The sequence below is a fragment of the Wolbachia endosymbiont (group A) of Sicus ferrugineus genome (assembly GCF_947251515.1).
Lineage (GTDB): Bacteria > Pseudomonadota > Alphaproteobacteria > Rickettsiales > Anaplasmataceae > Wolbachia.
On sequence record NZ_OX366370.1, the window covers coordinates 394,464 to 412,032 of the forward strand.

Here is a 17,569-nt window from a genome sequence, read left to right on the forward strand (position 1 = left end):
AAGCTCTAGGTGTACTATCCTATAATATCATATGGTCAATATACTCTAAATGAGATGGAAAGATGAAGGCATCATTATAGCTGCTAAAAAATACGTCGATAAAAACTTAATTCTTTCTCTGTTTACAAAAAATCATGGAAAGCGCAGGGGATTAATTAAGCTAACAAACAATAGCAATTATAAGTTTCAGATAAGTAATCTATTACATGCAGAATGGAGTGCTAAGTTACCTGAAAATCTAGGTTTTTTAAAGTGCGAATTAATCGAATCTCCATTCCATCATTTCTTTCAAGATAGGTTAAAAAGCATTACTATTGTCTCTTTCTCCTCTATTTTAGAAAAAGTGCTTCCAGAAAGTGAACCCTGTGCCGTGCTGTATGACAATTTTCGATATTTCATCGATGTAATTAAACACAACAATCAGTCTTGGCAAAGCCATTATCTTAACTTAGAGCTTCTGCTTCTTACGCAATTGGGATTCAAGTTAGACTTATCCAAATGTGCTGTAACAGGTGTTAAGGAAAACTTACAATTTATTTCTCCAAAAACTGGTAGAGCAGTGTCAAAAAAAGCAGGAGATTATTATGCAGATAAACTCCTACCTTTTCCACAAATGTTGCATGATGTATACAATAATAACTTACAAAACAGCTACTCATTCCAAGAATTTCAGTTAGGACTGAAAGTCACAGGATATTTTTTAAATAAGTATCTATTTTTGCAGTTAAACATGAAATTTCCAGAGCTGAGAAACCTCATGTTGTCGCTTTAACCTTAGTTATCATTTTTTTGAAATCATTTCAGAAATCTATAGCTAACCCAAGCAACACGTCATACCGCGATTCATTCGCGGTATCTCAGCATAGATTCCGCTAACGAGTAGCGGAATGACGGTTGTCGGTAAACTTAAGCCACTTTAGCTATAGCCAGTAACCACTCTATTTCTACCACTGTTTTTTGCCTTATATAAATATTTGTCAGCACGTACTATAAATTTTTTAATATCGTCAAGGTCAGATCCTTGCATTTCTGCAATTCCAATGCTCACAGTTATGTTATGGGTTGTATTTTTGTCCGCAAGTATAAAAGGTTCTTTAGCAATAATTTTTCGTATTCTCTCCGCAATAGTATACGCATCTGATACATTGGTATCTGGCATTACAACAACAAACTCCTCACCACCAAACCTAGCTAGTAAATCTGTCACTCTGATATTTTCAGAAATTCTTTTCTGTACTTGCTTTAAAAGTTCATCTCCAGCACTATGCCCAAAACTGTCATTCACCATCTTAAAATAGTCTATATCAAGTATCATAAGAGACAACCTTCTATCCTTTTCCACAGAGTTCTTAACAATGTTTCTTAAGTGTGCATCAAAATATCTTCTATTATAACAGTTAGTTAATGGGTCCTTTATAGACATTTCCGCATTATTAAATAAATTCATTCTCAAGGCATCTTGATATCTTTTGCGTTTTACTTGCGAATTAACCCTTGCTATTAACTCGCCCTCATCCAAAGGTACTGTTAAATAATCATTAGCACCTACATCAAGTGCTTTTACTAAATTGTTTTTATCATAATCCTCAGAAAGAATCAGAATTGGTGTATAGCGTGTTTCTACTTTACTACGAAACTCAGAACACAAACGCAGGCCGTCAGTTTTTGAAAACTGCATATCAGAAATGATCAGGTCGTAATTATTCTTAATACCAACCTTTAATGCCTCCACTGGATCACTCAGTATTTTAATTGACCTAAAGCGGTGCTTTAGTATATTATATATCTGCTCTGCTTGAAAGACATCTTCATCTACAACAAGTATGCTAGCATCAAAAATCTGATTAGAATAATCCATAATACTGTTTCCTGCTACTCCGCCAATCTCAGCGTTGGTTTCTCCTCTTAAACGCAATTCATCTATAATCATTTTTAAGCGCGTGAGAGACTTGATCCTTGCAGATAAAGCAGTTTCGTCTATTGGTTTAGTCAGAAAATCATCTGCACCAGCATTAATGCCCTGTACTCTATCATGAGCGTCATGCAGCGCAGTTACCATAATTATTGGAATATGGGTTGTCAAGGGATCATTCTTTAGCTCCTTACAAACTTCAAAGCCATTCATTTTTGGCATCATAATATCGAGTAATATAATATCGGGCTGCTGTTTTGCTACTAAATCCATGGCTTCCTCACCATCATAGGCCACGATAACCGTATAGTACTCTGCTTTTAGTCGAACTTCTAAAAGCTTAACATTACATAGTACATCATCTACTACTAGGATCTTTGCTGTCATTATCTTTGGATGTATTATCTATATCGTAAGTAGGATAAAGCTTACCATTTTTACCAACTATGTAATTTACTTTTTCAGTATTACACTCTTTATATAAGTCTTCAATTCCTGCGTCTTTCAATAACCTCCTAGCTTTTGATTTTATAATCATAAGATACTTATATGTATTCCTAATAAGATCAATAAATACAGGCACCTTATTTCTATCAAGAACAATTATGCTCACTAAAGCAACGACCAAAATTTCTGAAAGACCTATATTAAACATTTTTCCTATGAAGCAAGTACTTTAATCCTCCTGATTATAAATATTAATTTGCTTAAATCAAGTTTAGAAGCAACTATCTCATCTAAAAAACTATTATAACGTTCTATGTAGTCCTTATCATTACAAGCCCAGGTTTGAACCTTATCTTCGGGGTTATCAGTAGCTTTTATGACTTTAACAGCTAGCTTGTGATGGTAATTGCTTAAATCGTCCAATAAATCATTAACTAAGCTGCGATCCCAATAAGAAGAGCGGCTTTTCATCTTGATGGCAATTGTTCTAATCAGATCGAATCTTAACAGCGACTTTAACTCAAAGTATATTTTACCAGCATCAAGAATGGACAAAGATGTCTGTTCAGCAACAGATATAATGTCCAGTGCATAAGCAAGAACGCATAGATCAGCAACTTTTTTTGCTAGATCTTTATTTATATTAAGTTCTACTAAAGAAGTTGATCCATGGCTATAGACCTTTAATAGGTGTTCATCTAAAACATCAGTTAAGTTCTGGCCTAAAGTTTCAATTGCATCTTTAAATTTTGTAACATCATCCAACTCTACAAAGCTAAGCTTGCCAAGATTTTTCACTAACCAAAACGATACTCTGCCAATAAATTTCTGCACGTTCCTCACTATTTGTAAGTATGAGTTAACATCAATTTTTCCATCCAATTCATCAATTTTCTGCCACAGGCTGTTTAAATCATACAGGTGGTTAACAACAATATATATGTTAACCGCTTCTTGTACCTTAATTCCAGTGTTCTCAGCCAAATTATTGATGAATATACAGCCCATTCTATTCACTACATCATTTGCAATGCAAGTAGAGATAATTTCTCTACGAAGTTGGTGTTTTAATATGAAATCCTTAAACTTTGTTATCATCTTTTTAGGAAAATAACCTAGCAAGTAGTCATTAGATATAAGATCTTTTTCAGGCAGATCGGAATGTATAATTTCATTTTTTATTGCCGTTCTAGCATAAGACATTAGAATAGAAAGCTGAGGAGAACTGAAACCTTCTGCACTAGTTAACATCCTTGCTATCTCTTCTTCAGTTGGAAGAAATTCTACGCTTCGGTTTAACAGCCCAGATTTTTCTAAACTGAGCAGTAACCTGTGGTGCTGCTCCAATCTCTCTTTAGCTTGCAAACACTCAAGAAGTAATGCTTTTGTTTCAATTCTGTTGTGGTTCTCAAGCACTTTGGATGCAACTTCGTCTACCATACTTGCCAGTATTTCATTCCTTTTTTCTAAAGAAACACCCCCTGCTTTCATAGCTGAAACAAATGCAATCTTGATGTTAACTTCAAGGTCCGAACATATCACTCCGGCTGAATTATCAACAAAATCTGCATTGATATATCCACCTCTTTCAGCATATTCTATTCTTCCAAGCTGTGTGCATCCCAAATTTCCGCCTTCTATAAACATAGAAGCTCTAATATCTTTACCATTTACTCTTAACTCATCGTTTGCTTTGTCACCGACCATGCTATGATTTTCACTCTTTGCCTTAACAAACGTGCCAATTCCTCCATTCCATATGAAGTCCACTTCTGCTTTGAGTAGATATCTAATCAAATCACTTGGAGGTAGCATATCTTCTGTTATATCAAAGCATTTTTTTATTTCTTGAGAAATGTTTACTTGCTTGCTGCTACGCTCAAATACTCCTCCACCCTTAGAAATCAAATCTTTGTTATAATCCATCCAAGTTGAAAATGGTAACTCAAAGAGACGTTTACGCTCTGTGAAACTCTTTTCTGCACTAGGATTTGGATCAATAAAAATATGCATATGGTTAAATGCGCCGATTAAATGTATATTTTTTGAAAGCAGCATACCGTTTCCAAATAGATCGCCAGCCATATCTCCAATTCCAATAACAGTTGCATCTTGGTAAATATCCTTATTCATTTTCCAAAAATGCCTCTGCGCTGCAATCCATGCACCTCTGGCTGTAATACCCATTTTTTTGTGATCATAACCTGCTGATCCACCAGATGCAAATGCATCGCCAAGCCAAAAATTGTATTCAGAGGCTATTTGGTTTGCATAGTCAGAAAAAGAAGCAGTGCCTTTATCTGCTGCAACTACCAAGTATGGATCATCCTCATCATACCTAATCACATTCTCTGGTGGAATTATTTTGCCATTAACTACATTATCAGTAATGTCAAGCATTCCCCTGATAAAACTCTTATAGCATTCAACACCTTTCTCTCTTAAAATATCTTTGTCTTTATAAACTTGCTTAATTACAAACCCACCCTTTGCGCCAACAGGTACAATAACCGCATTTTTTGTCATCTGAGCTTTCATGAGCCCCAAAACTTCAGTGCGAAAATCTTCCGTCCTATCCGACCACCTTAAGCCACCACGGGCCAATTTCCCTCCTCTTAGATGTATTCCCTCAAAAAGATTTGAATAAATATACAATTCACGATATGGACGAGGATCAGGCAAACCATTTATTTTATTTGAGTCAAATTTTGTAGATAAATATGGTTTATCGTCTTGATAATAACTGGTCCTTAAAATAGCCATTATCAAGTTAAATATTGAGCGCAAAACGTAATCATGTGAAACATTGCTGATCTCTTTTAGAAGTTCCTCAATTTTTTCTATGAAAATGTCCGTGGTTTCTGCTCTATCAATGTCTATGCTAGGATCAAATCTTGCATGAAATAGTTGTATCAAATACTTTACTATTTTTGGATACTCTGAGACTACCTTTTGGATATATTCTGGATTGTAGTTAAATGACGTCTGCTTTAGGTAAGCACTTAACGCTCTAACCAGAAGCACTTCTTTCCACTCCAGTCCAGCAATAATGACCAAACTATTGAAATAATCATTTTTAATTTCCTTTCTAAACACTTTCGCAAGTGTTATTTCAAATTGCTCTTTTAGAGTAATGTTGTCTATTAATTCATCGACTCTTGACAACACAAAATGGTGTATCCATATTCCGCCGTTAATTTCTATGTAATAGCCATTATGAGATAGAATCTTAGCTCCCAAATTCTTAGTAATTCTTAATATCTTCGATAATTCAAGACCTCCATTGCTCGAAGTGTAAACCTTTAATTGATAATTAAGATTATCACAAGTAAGTCTTAAATCGACCTCGCTAACTCCTTTTTTCCTCACTATCTCCAATTTTTTCATATCGTAATATGCGTAATGAGGTTCGAAACTCTCTTGATAGCTTATTGGAAATGCCTTGCAATAACGGATGAATATATCCTCAACAGTACTAAAAGTATTATATAAATTGTCTATAAAACGATCTTCCCACTTTTCCGTAATGTTCCTTAATTTGTTTTCGATACGCAAAACTTCGTCATCAGGAACACTAGCATTTTTGGTCTTTAGCACTACATGCAATTTCATCAAATCATATTCATTGATAATGTGATTGTTATAAATATCTGAACTTTCTGCACTTGTCTCATCCTTCAATATGTCACGTATCTTGAACATTAGCCTAGCGCTAGCATAACGCATTGGTATCAGCACTATGCAACTAATAAAATCCCTTACTCTTCTTAAAAATAATCTGACCCTTGGCCTAATCGCAAGAGACATGATCGAAATGCAAATTTTAAATAATTCGTCTTCATTTGATTGGAATAATTCATCACAAGAGAATGCTTGTAAAATAGAAATTAAAGCTTTGTTATTGTGGCCCCCGGTTACAAACCCTGCATTTTTTTCTATAACTTTAACTTTATCTCTTATTATTGGAATAGTTCGAATATCTTGGACCTCCGCTACAGAAGTAAATAGCCCGAAAAAACGCCGTTCCTTTACTACATTACCCTGGTCATCAAATTCTTTTACTCCTATACAATTCATGTATGTACGCCGATGGACTATTGAGATTAGATCTGATCTCAATATGTATAGGGAATCAAGGTTTGCAGAAGGAATCAACGTACTTTGACCTACTCTCAGGCCAAGGTCCTTTTTGCTATCACAGACGAGTTTTTCATCTTTACCAGCAATATATTCTTGATAACCTAGAAATACAAAATTATTGTTTTTTAGCCAATCTAAGAAATCTTTTCCTGGTATCACTCCAGCATTCGACACTGGCTGCTCGATGGCAAAAAGAAGACTTTTTGCTTCATCAAGTTTCTTGAGCATTAAGTGCCAATCTTTCACAACGCAATTAACTGCTTTCAGCGTTTTTTGTAGAGATTCTTTTAATGTATCAACAAAACTGTCACTTATACCTTTGATAATTACATATATAACTGACTCTTTGACTCCATTGCTTTCTTCCAAAGAGTAAATCTCATCTATTAGGCCATCTTTTCTTTTAATGTTAATTATGCTGTTGCTGTAATAGCATATGGTTAAATTGTGCGATTTAATAGTTGCAATAACAGAATCAACCAAAAATGGCATATCATCGTTTGTTATCTTAATCGTGGTAAAATCTCCTTCTATTCCTGGTATATCATCTATATTGCTTACTACTAACTTACTTTCATCTTTCTCTTTTTGAGAAACAAAATTGTAAGCATCGTTTACAATATATAGCAAAAACTTATCGTTGGCTTTTAGGTCGCTTTTATAAACAAAACTATAAAAATACTTAATAAATCTTTTAATTTTTTCTTTATCTTGCTGATTTTCTTGATCAACTAACTCAAATAAAGACTCAGTGTCAACATTATGATCTATACACATTTTTTTTAACAAAAATACACAGTGAACTTAAACCTTTTTAACTAAGATTTCATTGTCAAGAGCGTACACTATTAGCTCATCATTTTCTACTACTTTCCCTGATAAAACTAATTTAGCTAAATTATTTTGAATACACTCTTGTATAACCCTTTTTAGGGGCCTTGCTCCATATTCAGGGTCATAGCCAGTTTGTGCTATTAGTTCTTTAGCTTCCTGCGACAAACTTATACTCAGTTTACGCTTAGCAAGTGTTTTTTGTAAATAAGAAAATTGAACATCTATAATTTTATAGATGTCATCTCTGGTTAAACTGTGGAATATAATAATTTCATCCAGCCTGTTTAAAAATTCTGGACGAAATGCTGATTTAACTATTTGCATCACTTCGCTTTTTACAGAGTTAGCAACTCCTCCTTCCGATGTCATTCCAGCGCGTGACGCTGGAATCTGCATCTGGATCCCAGTGTCAGCTACTTGGATGACAGGAGGTAGAGTCTCATTTTCTGTAACTCCCTTAAGCATTATCTCTGCACCAAGGTTAGAAGTTAAGATCAGTATGGTGTTGCGAAAATCAACTAATTTGCCATGACTATCAGTGAGTCTACCCTCATCCAAGATTTGCAGCAATAGATTAAATATATCTGGATTTGCCTTCTCTATTTCATCAAACAGAATAACCTGATATGGCCTTCTTCTTACTGCTTCGGTTAATCTGCCACCTTGCTCATAGCCAACATACCCTGGAGGCGCGCCAATTAGCTTTGAAACAGAATGTTTTTCCATGTATTCTGACATATCAAAACGCAAAAGCGCTGATTGATCGTCAAACAGAAATTCAGCAAGGGCTTTTGCCAGTTCTGTTTTTCCAACCCCGGTTGGGCCTAAGAATAAAAATGAACCGAAAGGTCGATTAGTATCTTGCACACCAGAGCGAGAGCGCCTAACTGCATTACTTATTGCTTCTATCGCGCCTTTTTGCCCTATTACTCTTCTTCCTATTTCATTCTCCATGTTAAGAAGTTTTTCCTTTTCGCTGTGCATCATGTTATCAACTGGAATTCCTGTCCACTTTGAAACAATGTTTGCAATATCATCTCCAGTCACTTCTTTCTTTAAGAAACTATCAGTAACCTTTTCCTGATTTTTTAATTCATTCTCAAGCTGAGGGATCACACCATACATCAGCTCTCCTGCTTTTCCTAAATTTCCACTCCGCTGAGCCAATTCCAGCTCTTTTCTGGCGTTATCTAATTTTTCAACTGTTTCTTGTATTCTAGCTATTTTATTCTTTTCCATCTGCCATTTGCTGCTCAAGTCAGCAAATTTACTGTTTAGATTTTCGATCTCTTCATTTATCTTTTTTAAACGCTGTTTAGAATTTTCATCACTTTCTTTTTTTAGAGCTTCTGCTTCAATCTTTAGCTGTATAACCTTTCTCTCAAGTTCATCAATAACTTCAGGCTTGCTATCCATTTCAATTCTCACCCTACTTGCTGCTTCATCAATCAAATCAATTGCTTTATCAGGTAAAAACCTATCTGTTATATATCTATTGGACAACGTTGCAGCAGCAATTATTGCACCGTCTGTAATTCTTATACCATGATGCACTTCATATCTTTCCTTCAAACCCCTGAGTATTGAAATGGTATCAGTTTCAGTTGGTTGAGAGATAAACACAGGCTGGAAACGCCGTGCAAGTGCAGGATCTTTTTCTATATGTTCACGATATTCATCTAAAGTTGTGGCTCCTATACAGCGAATTTCTCCACGCGCAAGAGCAGGCTTCAGCAGATTCGAGGCATCCATTGCACCACTTGTTGCTCCTGCTCCAACTAAAGTATGAAGCTCATCTATAAACAAGATAACTTTTCCCTCTGTTTTTGAAATTTCATTAATCACTGCTTTTAACCTTTCTTCAAATTCTCCTCTAAACTTCGTTCCAGCGATTAATGCACCAAGATCCAAAGCTAAAACCTTTGCATCACGCAAACCAAGTGGCACATCATTTGCAACAATTCTGTTTGCAAGCCCCTCGACTATTGCAGTTTTTCCAACACCAGGTTCACCTATCAGCACTGGATTATTTTTTGTCCGCCTCAGTGACACCTGCATAGTTCTTCTGATCTCTTCATCACGACCAATTACAGGATCAAGCTTGCCTTGCATAGCAAGCTCTGTAACATCTTTTGTATATTTCTTTGCCGCGTTTAATTTTTCCTCACTGTTTGGCGAGTCCGCACTGCTGCCTTTTCTCATTTCTGCAATAACTGAGTTCAGTTTTTGTGGAGTCACACCATTCTCTGCCAGAATTTTGCCTACAGTATCATCTTTTTGTGCAGTGAGGCCCTGCAGTAAACGCTCAACGGCAACAAACGAATCTTTATTCCTCCGAGCAATACCAATTGAATCTTCAAAAACTTTTGCTATTTCCCTTGAAAGTTGAAGGCCCCCACTTCCTGGACCTTCAATTACTGGCAGCTTTTTTATTGCGCTATCCACAGCATCAGAAATACTTTGCACATTTCCACCACAAGCGTTTATCAAATCCTGAACTAAACCTAATTCATCCTCAAGCATTACTTTTAGTAAATGTTCAGGCATAAAAATCTGATGCCCAGCTCCCAACGCTTTCATCTGAGCACTTTGAATTAGACTTTTTGCTTTTTCAGTAAATTTATTTAAGTCCATAACACCAGTTAAATCCGTATTTGCTTATGTATATAACAACTGATTTCATAAATTTAAACCTAAAGTTGTTTATTGTTAGGTATGGTCTGCAAAAATTTAAAACTTTCTTAAGAACCTGTTTAAAATCTTCGTAATAGGAGAGAAATGAAGGAAAGGACAATCATTTGCAAGCTGGTATTGAGTTTACGTTCGCAATTTTTCCACAACCGCCTACACTTTTCCAACCAAGCAAAAGAGCGCTCAACGACTCATCTCTTTGGCAATACAACAAAGGTCACTGGGATCCAGAAAAGTTTGCTTGTTTATAAGCAAACTAGCATGGAAAGTAGCTGATCTTATACTAAATGAATGTTTTTGATGAGGTTGCATAAAAGCTGGATTCCAGTGTCAAGCACTGGAATGACAGCAGTCCTACGTCATACCGCCTCGGTATCTCTAGATCCCGCTAACAAGAAGCGGGATGACGAATTACTATACCACCGCGAACCGTCATAACGCCGCGGTATCTCATCCGCTAACACGTAGCGGGATGACGATTCTTCAAATCGTCAAGGTGTCATACCAGTGCCCTGACTATTTGGATCCAGGAAACTTAACTTTAAATAAGTGGCTGCATAATAAAGACTAGATTCCAGCGTCACGCGCTGGAATGACACCATTTTTGGTCTCTTAAGTTGCTTTAGCTACAAACATTAAGAAATTTACCAAATGAAAAAAAAGGCAAAGAACTCCCGTGGTGCGAGTTTTGACTCTCTAATACTTTAAACTGGCGCTGTAATAATGTGCGAACGCTTAAAATAAGCGTGATTTGGCTGAATGTAGAAAAAATAAAAAAGACATGCAGCCGCTATAATTTTATGTAATCCGCCAATAAATACCCTGAGTTTTTTACTGAGTTTTGTCATTGAGCCTGCAGGTCAAAAACAAGTTTTGAGTCATAAATACCCTTATTGTCATAATAAGGGGGCTGGCGGAGTTTGTCAAGCAACTTTCTATATAATATTTTCTAAAATAAATGGACTTCTCGCATCCAATTTCGGCAGCGCGTGACACACAACTGCAATGACAAGGTGTTGTAATACCAATTCCCACTATACAAAGAACGGATAGACAATAATGGGAAAAAAGCCATACTAAAGTAAGTGAAGTAGCGAGGTATAAATGGCATTAAGATCAAAATTATTGGATGAAAAAGTAGTAGAATCAGCAAAAGAAATGCTGAAGAAAGTAAGGAACAATGTATATGTTTCAAAAAAACTAAATGCTGTAATTGCGGCAAAAAAGCATAGTATAACGGCTGTAGCAAAAATATATTGCATTTCAAGAAGCGCACTAACTTCGTGGATAAAACTCTTGAAATTTGGCAGAGAAGAAAAACTGTTTGCTCCTCCATCACGCCGTAGAAAAACTAAATTAAATCAGGCTCAACTACAGCAAATTGAAGCATGTATAGAAGAAAATCCTAATATTACCATTAAAGAAATGAGAATAAGAATCCAGGAAAAGTTCGGATTAAATATCAGCAAATCTACAGTACACCGCCATATGCAAAAGATGAAATTTTCATATATTACACCAAGACCAGTACACAACGTACAAGATAAAAGTAAACAAGAGGAATTCAAAAAAAAATCTCAATGAAGTTATTGGCAAGTATCCAGAAAAAGAGCTATTTTTCTTTGATGAATCAAGGTTTGGCACACATTCGAAAGTTGGGCATGGATGGTTTAAAAAAGGCACTAGGACTCGGGTTAAAATAAAATTAGGTAGGCATAATTTTTATCTCTACAGTGCAGTTAATCCTAAAAATGGAGAGAGTTTTAGCTTATTTGCACTAAATGTTAACACTGATTGCATGAATGTATTTCTTGAGCAAATGTCGCAATATCTAGGGACAAGAGAAGCTGTTCTTGTTATGGACTGTGCTAGTTGGCATAAGTCAAAAAATTTAAAGGTAGCTAAAAATATTGAGATTATATACCTACCTCCATATTCACCTGAACTCAATCCTGTTGAGAGGCTTTGGTTATACATAAAACAGAACATTTTGCGCAATAAAATATACGATACAATTGCTCTGCTTTAGGGTGCTTTGTGCAAATTTATTACTTCTCTTGCCAGCTCCACAATTAAACAACTCTGCAATTTCTCCTATTTGACTGACCAACAATGAGAATTGGTATAAGTCTGAATCTTTTCCAGTTATTTTAGAAGAGGTTAAATCTTTTTTACGCATTGAGAACGATCAAGATGATAAGTTGATTTCAGATCTAATTTTTATGGCAACTGATTATGCTGAGTGGCATATGGAAAAGTCACTGGTGAAACAAACATGGCAAGTTTCATATGAATATTATGTACCTCGTAGGATCTATTTAAGCTATGGCCCTGTGAGTAAGATAGTATTGGCTACTGCAATGATGTCTAAAGGTCAAGAGAAGAGAACACTTAAGTATTATTTTAGTGATGTAGGGGCTACGTTGAGTTTTTCAATTATTTGAATGCAATAAGAGTTGATGTTGTATACGAGGCTAGCTATGACAATGTTCCTGAGCAGATAAAACTAGGTATTATGCGGCATGTTTCTGCTATTTACAAAGATCGTGAATCGTGGGTAAGTAGCCATTTGTCTGAAGTGAAGAAGGTGTATTCTCCATTTCGCGAACCAAAGGTTGTTTTGTAGCTCTTTCTTGTCATCCAAGTAGCTCTGTACAAACATTGTCCACCAGAAGGGTGTCATCCCAGTGCCCAGACACTGGGATCCAGAAAAATTGATTGTGCACTATACAACATTTTCGATCAAAAGCTGGATTCCAGTGTCAAGCACTGGAATGACACCATCTGCCACGCAAATTGCCTGCAAATTGCAATGTCCGTACAGCCGCGTCTGAGTAAATCTGAGGATTAATCATGGAAAAAATTCAAGCTATAAACGAGTTGTACAGTAGCATTTATGAAGCACTAAAAGCAAACTCTGATTTAAGGAAATATGTTACTAACATTTATGACTACTTACCTAAACAGGTCACCATTCCTTACCTGAGATTGCATGTAGTGAATTATAATAATCTGCATATGCTGTCCAATTTTGCTACAAAGGCAAGATTTTCATGCGACATATATACCCATCATATAGGCAGTATGTTTGCCATTATAAGGTATATTAACTTGATACTTAAGAGTATTAAATATTCTGATAATGAAACTATTTTGGAAAGTAATTGTGCTATGAGTCAGCACGATGAGATTTTACATTCAACAATTAATTTTGATATTTTAATGAAAGGAGGTGATAATGAGCAAATTACAGCTAAAAATTAAAGATCATGACAATAATTTTATTGTGTTAAATAATATACGAAACCTAATACCAATTCTCATTGTTGATCAGTCAAATAGGAGAAATTGCAGAGTTGTTTAATTGTGGAGCTGGCAAGAGAAGTAATAAATTTGCACAAAGCACCCTAAAGCAGAGCAATTGTATCGTATATTTTATTGCGCAAAATGTTCTGTTTTATGTATAACCAAAGCCTCTCAACAGGATTGAGTTCAGGTGAATATGGAGGTAGGTATATAATCTCAATATTTTTAGCTACCTTTAAATTTTTTGACTTATGCCAACTAGCACAGTCCATAACAAGAACAGCTTCTCTTGTCCCTAGATATTGCGACATTTGCTCAAGAAATACATTCATGCAATCAGTGTTAACATTTAGTGCAAATAAGCTAAAACTCTCTCCATTTTTAGGATTAACTGCACTGTAGAGATAAAAATTATGCCTACCTAATTTTATTTTAACCCGAGTCCTAGTGCCTTTTTTAAACCATCCATGCCCAACTTTCGAATGTGTGCCAAACCTTGATTCATCAAAGAAAAATAGCTCTTTTTCTGGATACTTGCCAATAACTTCATTGAGATTTTTTTTTGAATTCCTCTTGTTTACTTTTATCTTGTACGTTGTGTACTGGTCTTGGTGTAATATATGAAAATTTCATCTTTTGCATATGGCGGTGTACTGTAGATTTGCTGATATTTAATCCGAACTTTTCCTGGATTCTTATTCTCATTTCTTTAATGGTAATATTAGGATTTTCTTCTATACATGCTTCAATTTGCTGTAGTTGAGCCTGATTTAATTTAGTTTTTCTACGGCGTGATGGAGGAGCAAACAGTTTTTCTTCTCTGCCAAATTTCAAGAGTTTTATCCACGAAGTTAGTGCGCTTCTTGAAATTCAATATATTTTTGCTACAGCCGTTATACTATGCTTTTTTGCCGCAATTACAGCATTTAGTTTTTTTGAAACATATGCATTGTTCCTTACTTTCTTCAGCATTTCTTTTGCTGATTCTACTACTTTTTCATCCAATAATTTTGATCTTAATGCCATTTATACCTCGCTACTTCACTTACTTTAGTATGGCTTTTTTTCCATTATTGTCTATCCGTTCTTTGTATAGTGGGAATTGGTATTAGCTTGAACCAAGATAATTCTCGATTTGTTCTTCTGATCTTTATACTCAAAAAAAATATCATCAAAGGCTCCAAAACCTTCTATGTTTGATGCTAACCAAAAGTCAATTTTACTACTTAACCCATGAAGTAGATACAGCATTAATAATTTTACTTCATACTTGCGACCTTGATAACCTGTTGATGTGCCATCTCTCTTCTTAAATTTAGGATTACCAAGTTCTTCAGACTGCTTATTTTCTACATTCATACCCTACTAAACCTACGAATAACTTCTTTCTATAAAAAATTAAAGTCACCAAGTGCCTAAGATAATGCAACAGATTCTTTAATATTTCGATAACAGTGCCGAACAGGGTTGATTTTGTTTTCTATCTTAAGTATAAAGACTCCCCAAATCTAATATGTCATTGCTGTAGGCTGCATTTAGTAATATAATCTCATATTAAATAAGACGTTACTTAAGTTTATGCTAGATTCTCCGCTAATTTTGACAGCCATTCTTATATTTTTCATTTTTACGTTGTCATTCTTTTTTATAAGAAAGATATTTGGGTCAACAAACAAGAAGATAATAAAATCCTTCAGGAAAATTGTTCAGCAAATAAATGCATTAGAAACAGAAATGCAGAGCTTATCTGATGAGGAGCTTGCTGGTAAAACTCAAGAATTAAAACAGGAATTGAAAAATGGGAAAACGTTAAATGATCTTCTCGTACCTGCATTTGCGGTTGTGCGCGAAGCCTCTCGAAGGTTTCTTAACATGAGACATTTTGATGTTCAACTGATTGGTGGAATGGTGCTCCATAATGGCATGATATCAGAAATGAAAACAGGAGAGGGAAAGACACTCGTTGCAACTTTAGCAGCATATCTAAATTCCTTAGAAGGGAAAGGCGTGCACGTCGTAACTGTTAACGATTATCTTGCAAAACGAGACACAGAGTGGATGAGCAAATTATATAATTCTCTTGGGGTTTCTGTTGCGTTTATCACAAATAACTTGACAGATGAAGAGAGAAAAGAGGCTTACAGTGCAGATATCGTGTATTCCACAAATAACGAGCTTGCCTTTGATTACCTGCGAGACAATATGAAATTTTCTCAAGAAGACATGGTTCAGAGAGGCTTTCACTACGGAATAGTTGATGAAGTAGACTCAATACTCATTGATGAAGCTCGCACTCCGCTTATTATTTCTGGCCAGATTGAGGAAAACAATCAGATATATAAGCATATCAATAAAATAGTAACCAAATTAGTTGACTCTGATTATGAGGTGGATGAAAAGGGTAGGGCAGTATTCCTTACTGAAGATGGTATTTCACGAGTGGAAGAACTACTCAGGTCATACAATCTCATTCCTGAAAATTCCTCGCTCTATGATACTGACAGCATGATAATGACTCATTATATAGACCAAGCATTACGTGCACATAAGCTGTTTACTGCTGATAAAGATTATATAGTAAAGGATGGCAAGGTAGTGATTATTGATGAATTTACTGGGCGTATGATGGAGGGCAGGAGATATTCCGATGGTCTTCATCAGGCACTTGAAGCGAAGGAGAATCTTGAAATTCAGCATGAAAACCAAACTTTAGCATCGGTCACATTTCAGAATTACTTTCGTATGTACAATAAACTTTCCGGAATGACTGGAACAGCAGCAACAGAGGCAGAAGAGTTTCGTGATATATACAGACTAAATGTAGTAAAAATTCCAACCAATGTACCTGTAAAAAGAGTTGATATTGATGATGAAATTTATGGCACAGGAAAAGAAAAATTTAATGCTGTGTTGAAGTTTATAGAAGAATGCCACAAACGCCTTCAACCGGTCCTTGTTGGCACGGTAAGCATCGAAAACTCTGAGAAGCTTTCTGCGCTTTTGCAAAGCCATTCTCTTAAGCATTCAGTATTGAATGCTCGTTATCATGAACAAGAGGCGTACATAATAGCACAAGCTGGAGTGCCAGGTAGTATCACTATAGCAACTAACATGGCAGGACGTGGAACTGATATTCAACTCGGTGGAAACGCTGAAATGATTGCAAAGGTAGAGCTAAAGAAGATAAAAAATGCTGATGAAAGAGAAAAAAAATACCAAGAAATAGTCGAAAGAGTAAAAAAAGATAAGGAAATTGCTATAAAAGCTGGTGGTTTATGCGTGGTTGGAACCGAAAGACATGAAAGCAGGAGAATAGATGATCAATTACGCGGCCGTTCTGGTCGTCAGGGGGATCCTGGACTTTCTAAGTTCTTTTTATCGCTTGAAGATGACCTAATGAGAATATTTGGTTCTGATAGAATGAGAAGCTTTTTACAAAAAGTAGGGTTAAAGAATAACGAAGCTATTCATCATCCATGGATCAATAAGGCACTTGAGAAGGCGCAGAAGAAAGTTGAAGCTAGAAACTATGATGTGCGGAAGTCTTTGCTTAAGTTTGATGACGTAATCAACAACCAACGTAAAGTTATTTTTAAGCAGAGAAACAATATCTTAGGCAACGAAATTAATGATTTACTTGAAGTATATAGCGAAGTAAATGAGAGCATAGTAGAAGGTATAATCCAAAGTGGCTATTATGAGGATTATATTGAAGATATAGTCAAAGAATTCCATACAAAGTATGGAATAACGCTTGATAAAGAAGATTTAGCAAAGTTTTTAAACAAACAAGAAGCTTTGAATTATATAAATGATAAGATACAAGAATTTTTTACTGAGAAAGAAAAATATTTCAACAGTCAGCACACTACAGATTTGTGGAATACGATCGTGAAGCAAGTAATGATCATGACACTCGATCATTTATGGAGGGAGCATCTTTCAACTTTAGAAAGCTTAAGACAAAGCATAAGCTTACGTGCCATGGGGCAGAAAGACCCACTGAATGAATTTAAACGCGAAGCTTTCTTGATGTTTGAGTCAATGCTTGAAAAATGGAAGGAACTCACCATTCATCGCTTAGCACACTTTAAGTTGGCAGACAACCAAGAGATAGGCAATAGATTACATTCTGCGAGAAATAACAGACTTCCCAAAGTCTCAAGAAACGACAAATGTCCTTGCAACTCCGGAAAGAAATACAAACACTGCCACGGCGCGGTTACTGTGGTGAGCTAA

10 protein-coding genes and 5 pseudogenes are annotated in these 17,569 nt (G+C 35.6%); 8 read left to right on the forward strand and 7 right to left on the reverse strand.

Features of this window, described 5'->3' with window-relative positions; all coding sequences use genetic code 11:
* Positions 1 to 49: 49 nt before the first annotated feature.
* Positions 50 to 772, forward strand: a complete 723-nt coding sequence (gene recO / locus OPR24_RS01985) for a DNA repair protein RecO (RefSeq protein ID WP_265033660.1) — start codon at positions 50 to 52, stop codon at positions 770 to 772.
* A gap of 144 nt (positions 773 to 916) precedes the next feature.
* Here recO and OPR24_RS01990 read toward each other — a convergent pair whose 3' ends face one another.
* The 5 genes and pseudogenes from OPR24_RS01990 to OPR24_RS02010 form a co-directional block, all read right to left on the reverse strand.
* The gene (locus OPR24_RS01990) at positions 917 to 2,299 is read right to left on the reverse strand and encodes a PleD family two-component system response regulator (protein ID WP_265033662.1); all 1,383 of its coding nucleotides are present in this window, start codon (positions 2,297 to 2,299) and stop codon (positions 917 to 919) included.
* Entirely contained in the window at positions 2,271 to 2,567 is a 297-nt protein-coding gene (tatB, locus tag OPR24_RS01995; RefSeq protein WP_182183153.1) for a Sec-independent protein translocase subunit TatB, read from the reverse strand. The genes OPR24_RS01990 and tatB overlap by 29 nt, the downstream gene beginning before the upstream one ends.
* A gap of 5 nt (positions 2,568 to 2,572) precedes the next feature.
* Complete coding sequence (locus OPR24_RS02000; RefSeq protein ID WP_265033971.1) at positions 2,573 to 7,276, reverse strand: NAD-glutamate dehydrogenase; 4,704 nt, start codon at positions 7,274 to 7,276, stop codon at positions 2,573 to 2,575.
* Positions 7,277 to 7,303: 27 nt separating this feature from the next.
* Positions 7,304 to 9,967, reverse strand: a complete 2,664-nt coding sequence (gene clpB / locus OPR24_RS02005; RefSeq protein ID WP_265033663.1) for an ATP-dependent chaperone ClpB — start codon at positions 9,965 to 9,967, stop codon at positions 7,304 to 7,306.
* A gap of 119 nt (positions 9,968 to 10,086) precedes the next feature.
* Positions 10,087 to 10,242: pseudogene (locus OPR24_RS02010) on the reverse strand (transposase); the annotation flags it as partial.
* An 886-nt stretch (positions 10,243 to 11,128) separates the two neighbouring features.
* Between OPR24_RS02010 and OPR24_RS02015 the strand changes: the two are divergent.
* The 6 genes and pseudogenes from OPR24_RS02015 to OPR24_RS06595 all read left to right on the forward strand — a co-directional run.
* Positions 11,129 to 12,140: pseudogene (locus tag OPR24_RS02015) on the forward strand (IS630 family transposase).
* Positions 12,141 to 12,225: 85 nt separating this feature from the next.
* Positions 12,226 to 12,468 carry a hypothetical protein gene (locus tag OPR24_RS02020; RefSeq protein WP_265033023.1) on the forward strand — a complete coding sequence of 81 codons (243 nt, stop codon included), beginning with the start codon at positions 12,226 to 12,228 and terminating at the stop codon, positions 12,466 to 12,468.
* Positions 12,465 to 12,650, forward strand: a complete 186-nt coding sequence (locus tag OPR24_RS02025) for a head-tail connector protein (protein WP_265033025.1) — start codon at positions 12,465 to 12,467, stop codon at positions 12,648 to 12,650. The genes OPR24_RS02020 and OPR24_RS02025 overlap by 4 nt, the downstream gene beginning before the upstream one ends.
* Before the next feature lie 58 nt (positions 12,651 to 12,708).
* A pseudogene (locus OPR24_RS06590) lies at positions 12,709 to 12,852 on the forward strand (WPE palindromic element domain-containing protein); the annotation flags it as partial.
* A 25-nt stretch (positions 12,853 to 12,877) separates the two neighbouring features.
* Positions 12,878 to 13,288: a DUF3168 domain-containing protein gene (locus OPR24_RS02035; protein WP_265033027.1), complete on the forward strand. Its 411-nt coding sequence runs from the start codon at positions 12,878 to 12,880 to the stop codon at positions 13,286 to 13,288.
* Positions 13,263 to 13,334 (forward strand): annotated as a pseudogene (locus OPR24_RS06595) (phage tail tube protein); the annotation flags it as partial. The gene OPR24_RS02035 and the pseudogene OPR24_RS06595, both read left to right, overlap by 26 nt.
* Positions 13,335 to 13,344: 10 nt before the next feature.
* Here OPR24_RS06595 and OPR24_RS02045 read toward each other — a convergent pair.
* Both OPR24_RS02045 and OPR24_RS02050 read right to left on the reverse strand, forming a co-directional pair.
* Positions 13,345 to 14,356: pseudogene (locus tag OPR24_RS02045) on the reverse strand (IS630 family transposase).
* Positions 14,357 to 14,407: 51 nt separating this feature from the next.
* A complete protein-coding gene (locus OPR24_RS02050; protein ID WP_265033665.1) occupies positions 14,408 to 14,689 on the reverse strand; it encodes a hypothetical protein in 282 nt (93 codons plus the stop codon).
* 219 nt (positions 14,690 to 14,908) lie between these two features.
* On the opposite strand from OPR24_RS02050, the gene secA reads away from it, so the two are divergent.
* Entirely contained in the window at positions 14,909 to 17,569 is a 2,661-nt protein-coding gene (secA, locus tag OPR24_RS02055) for a preprotein translocase subunit SecA (RefSeq protein WP_265033667.1), read from the forward strand.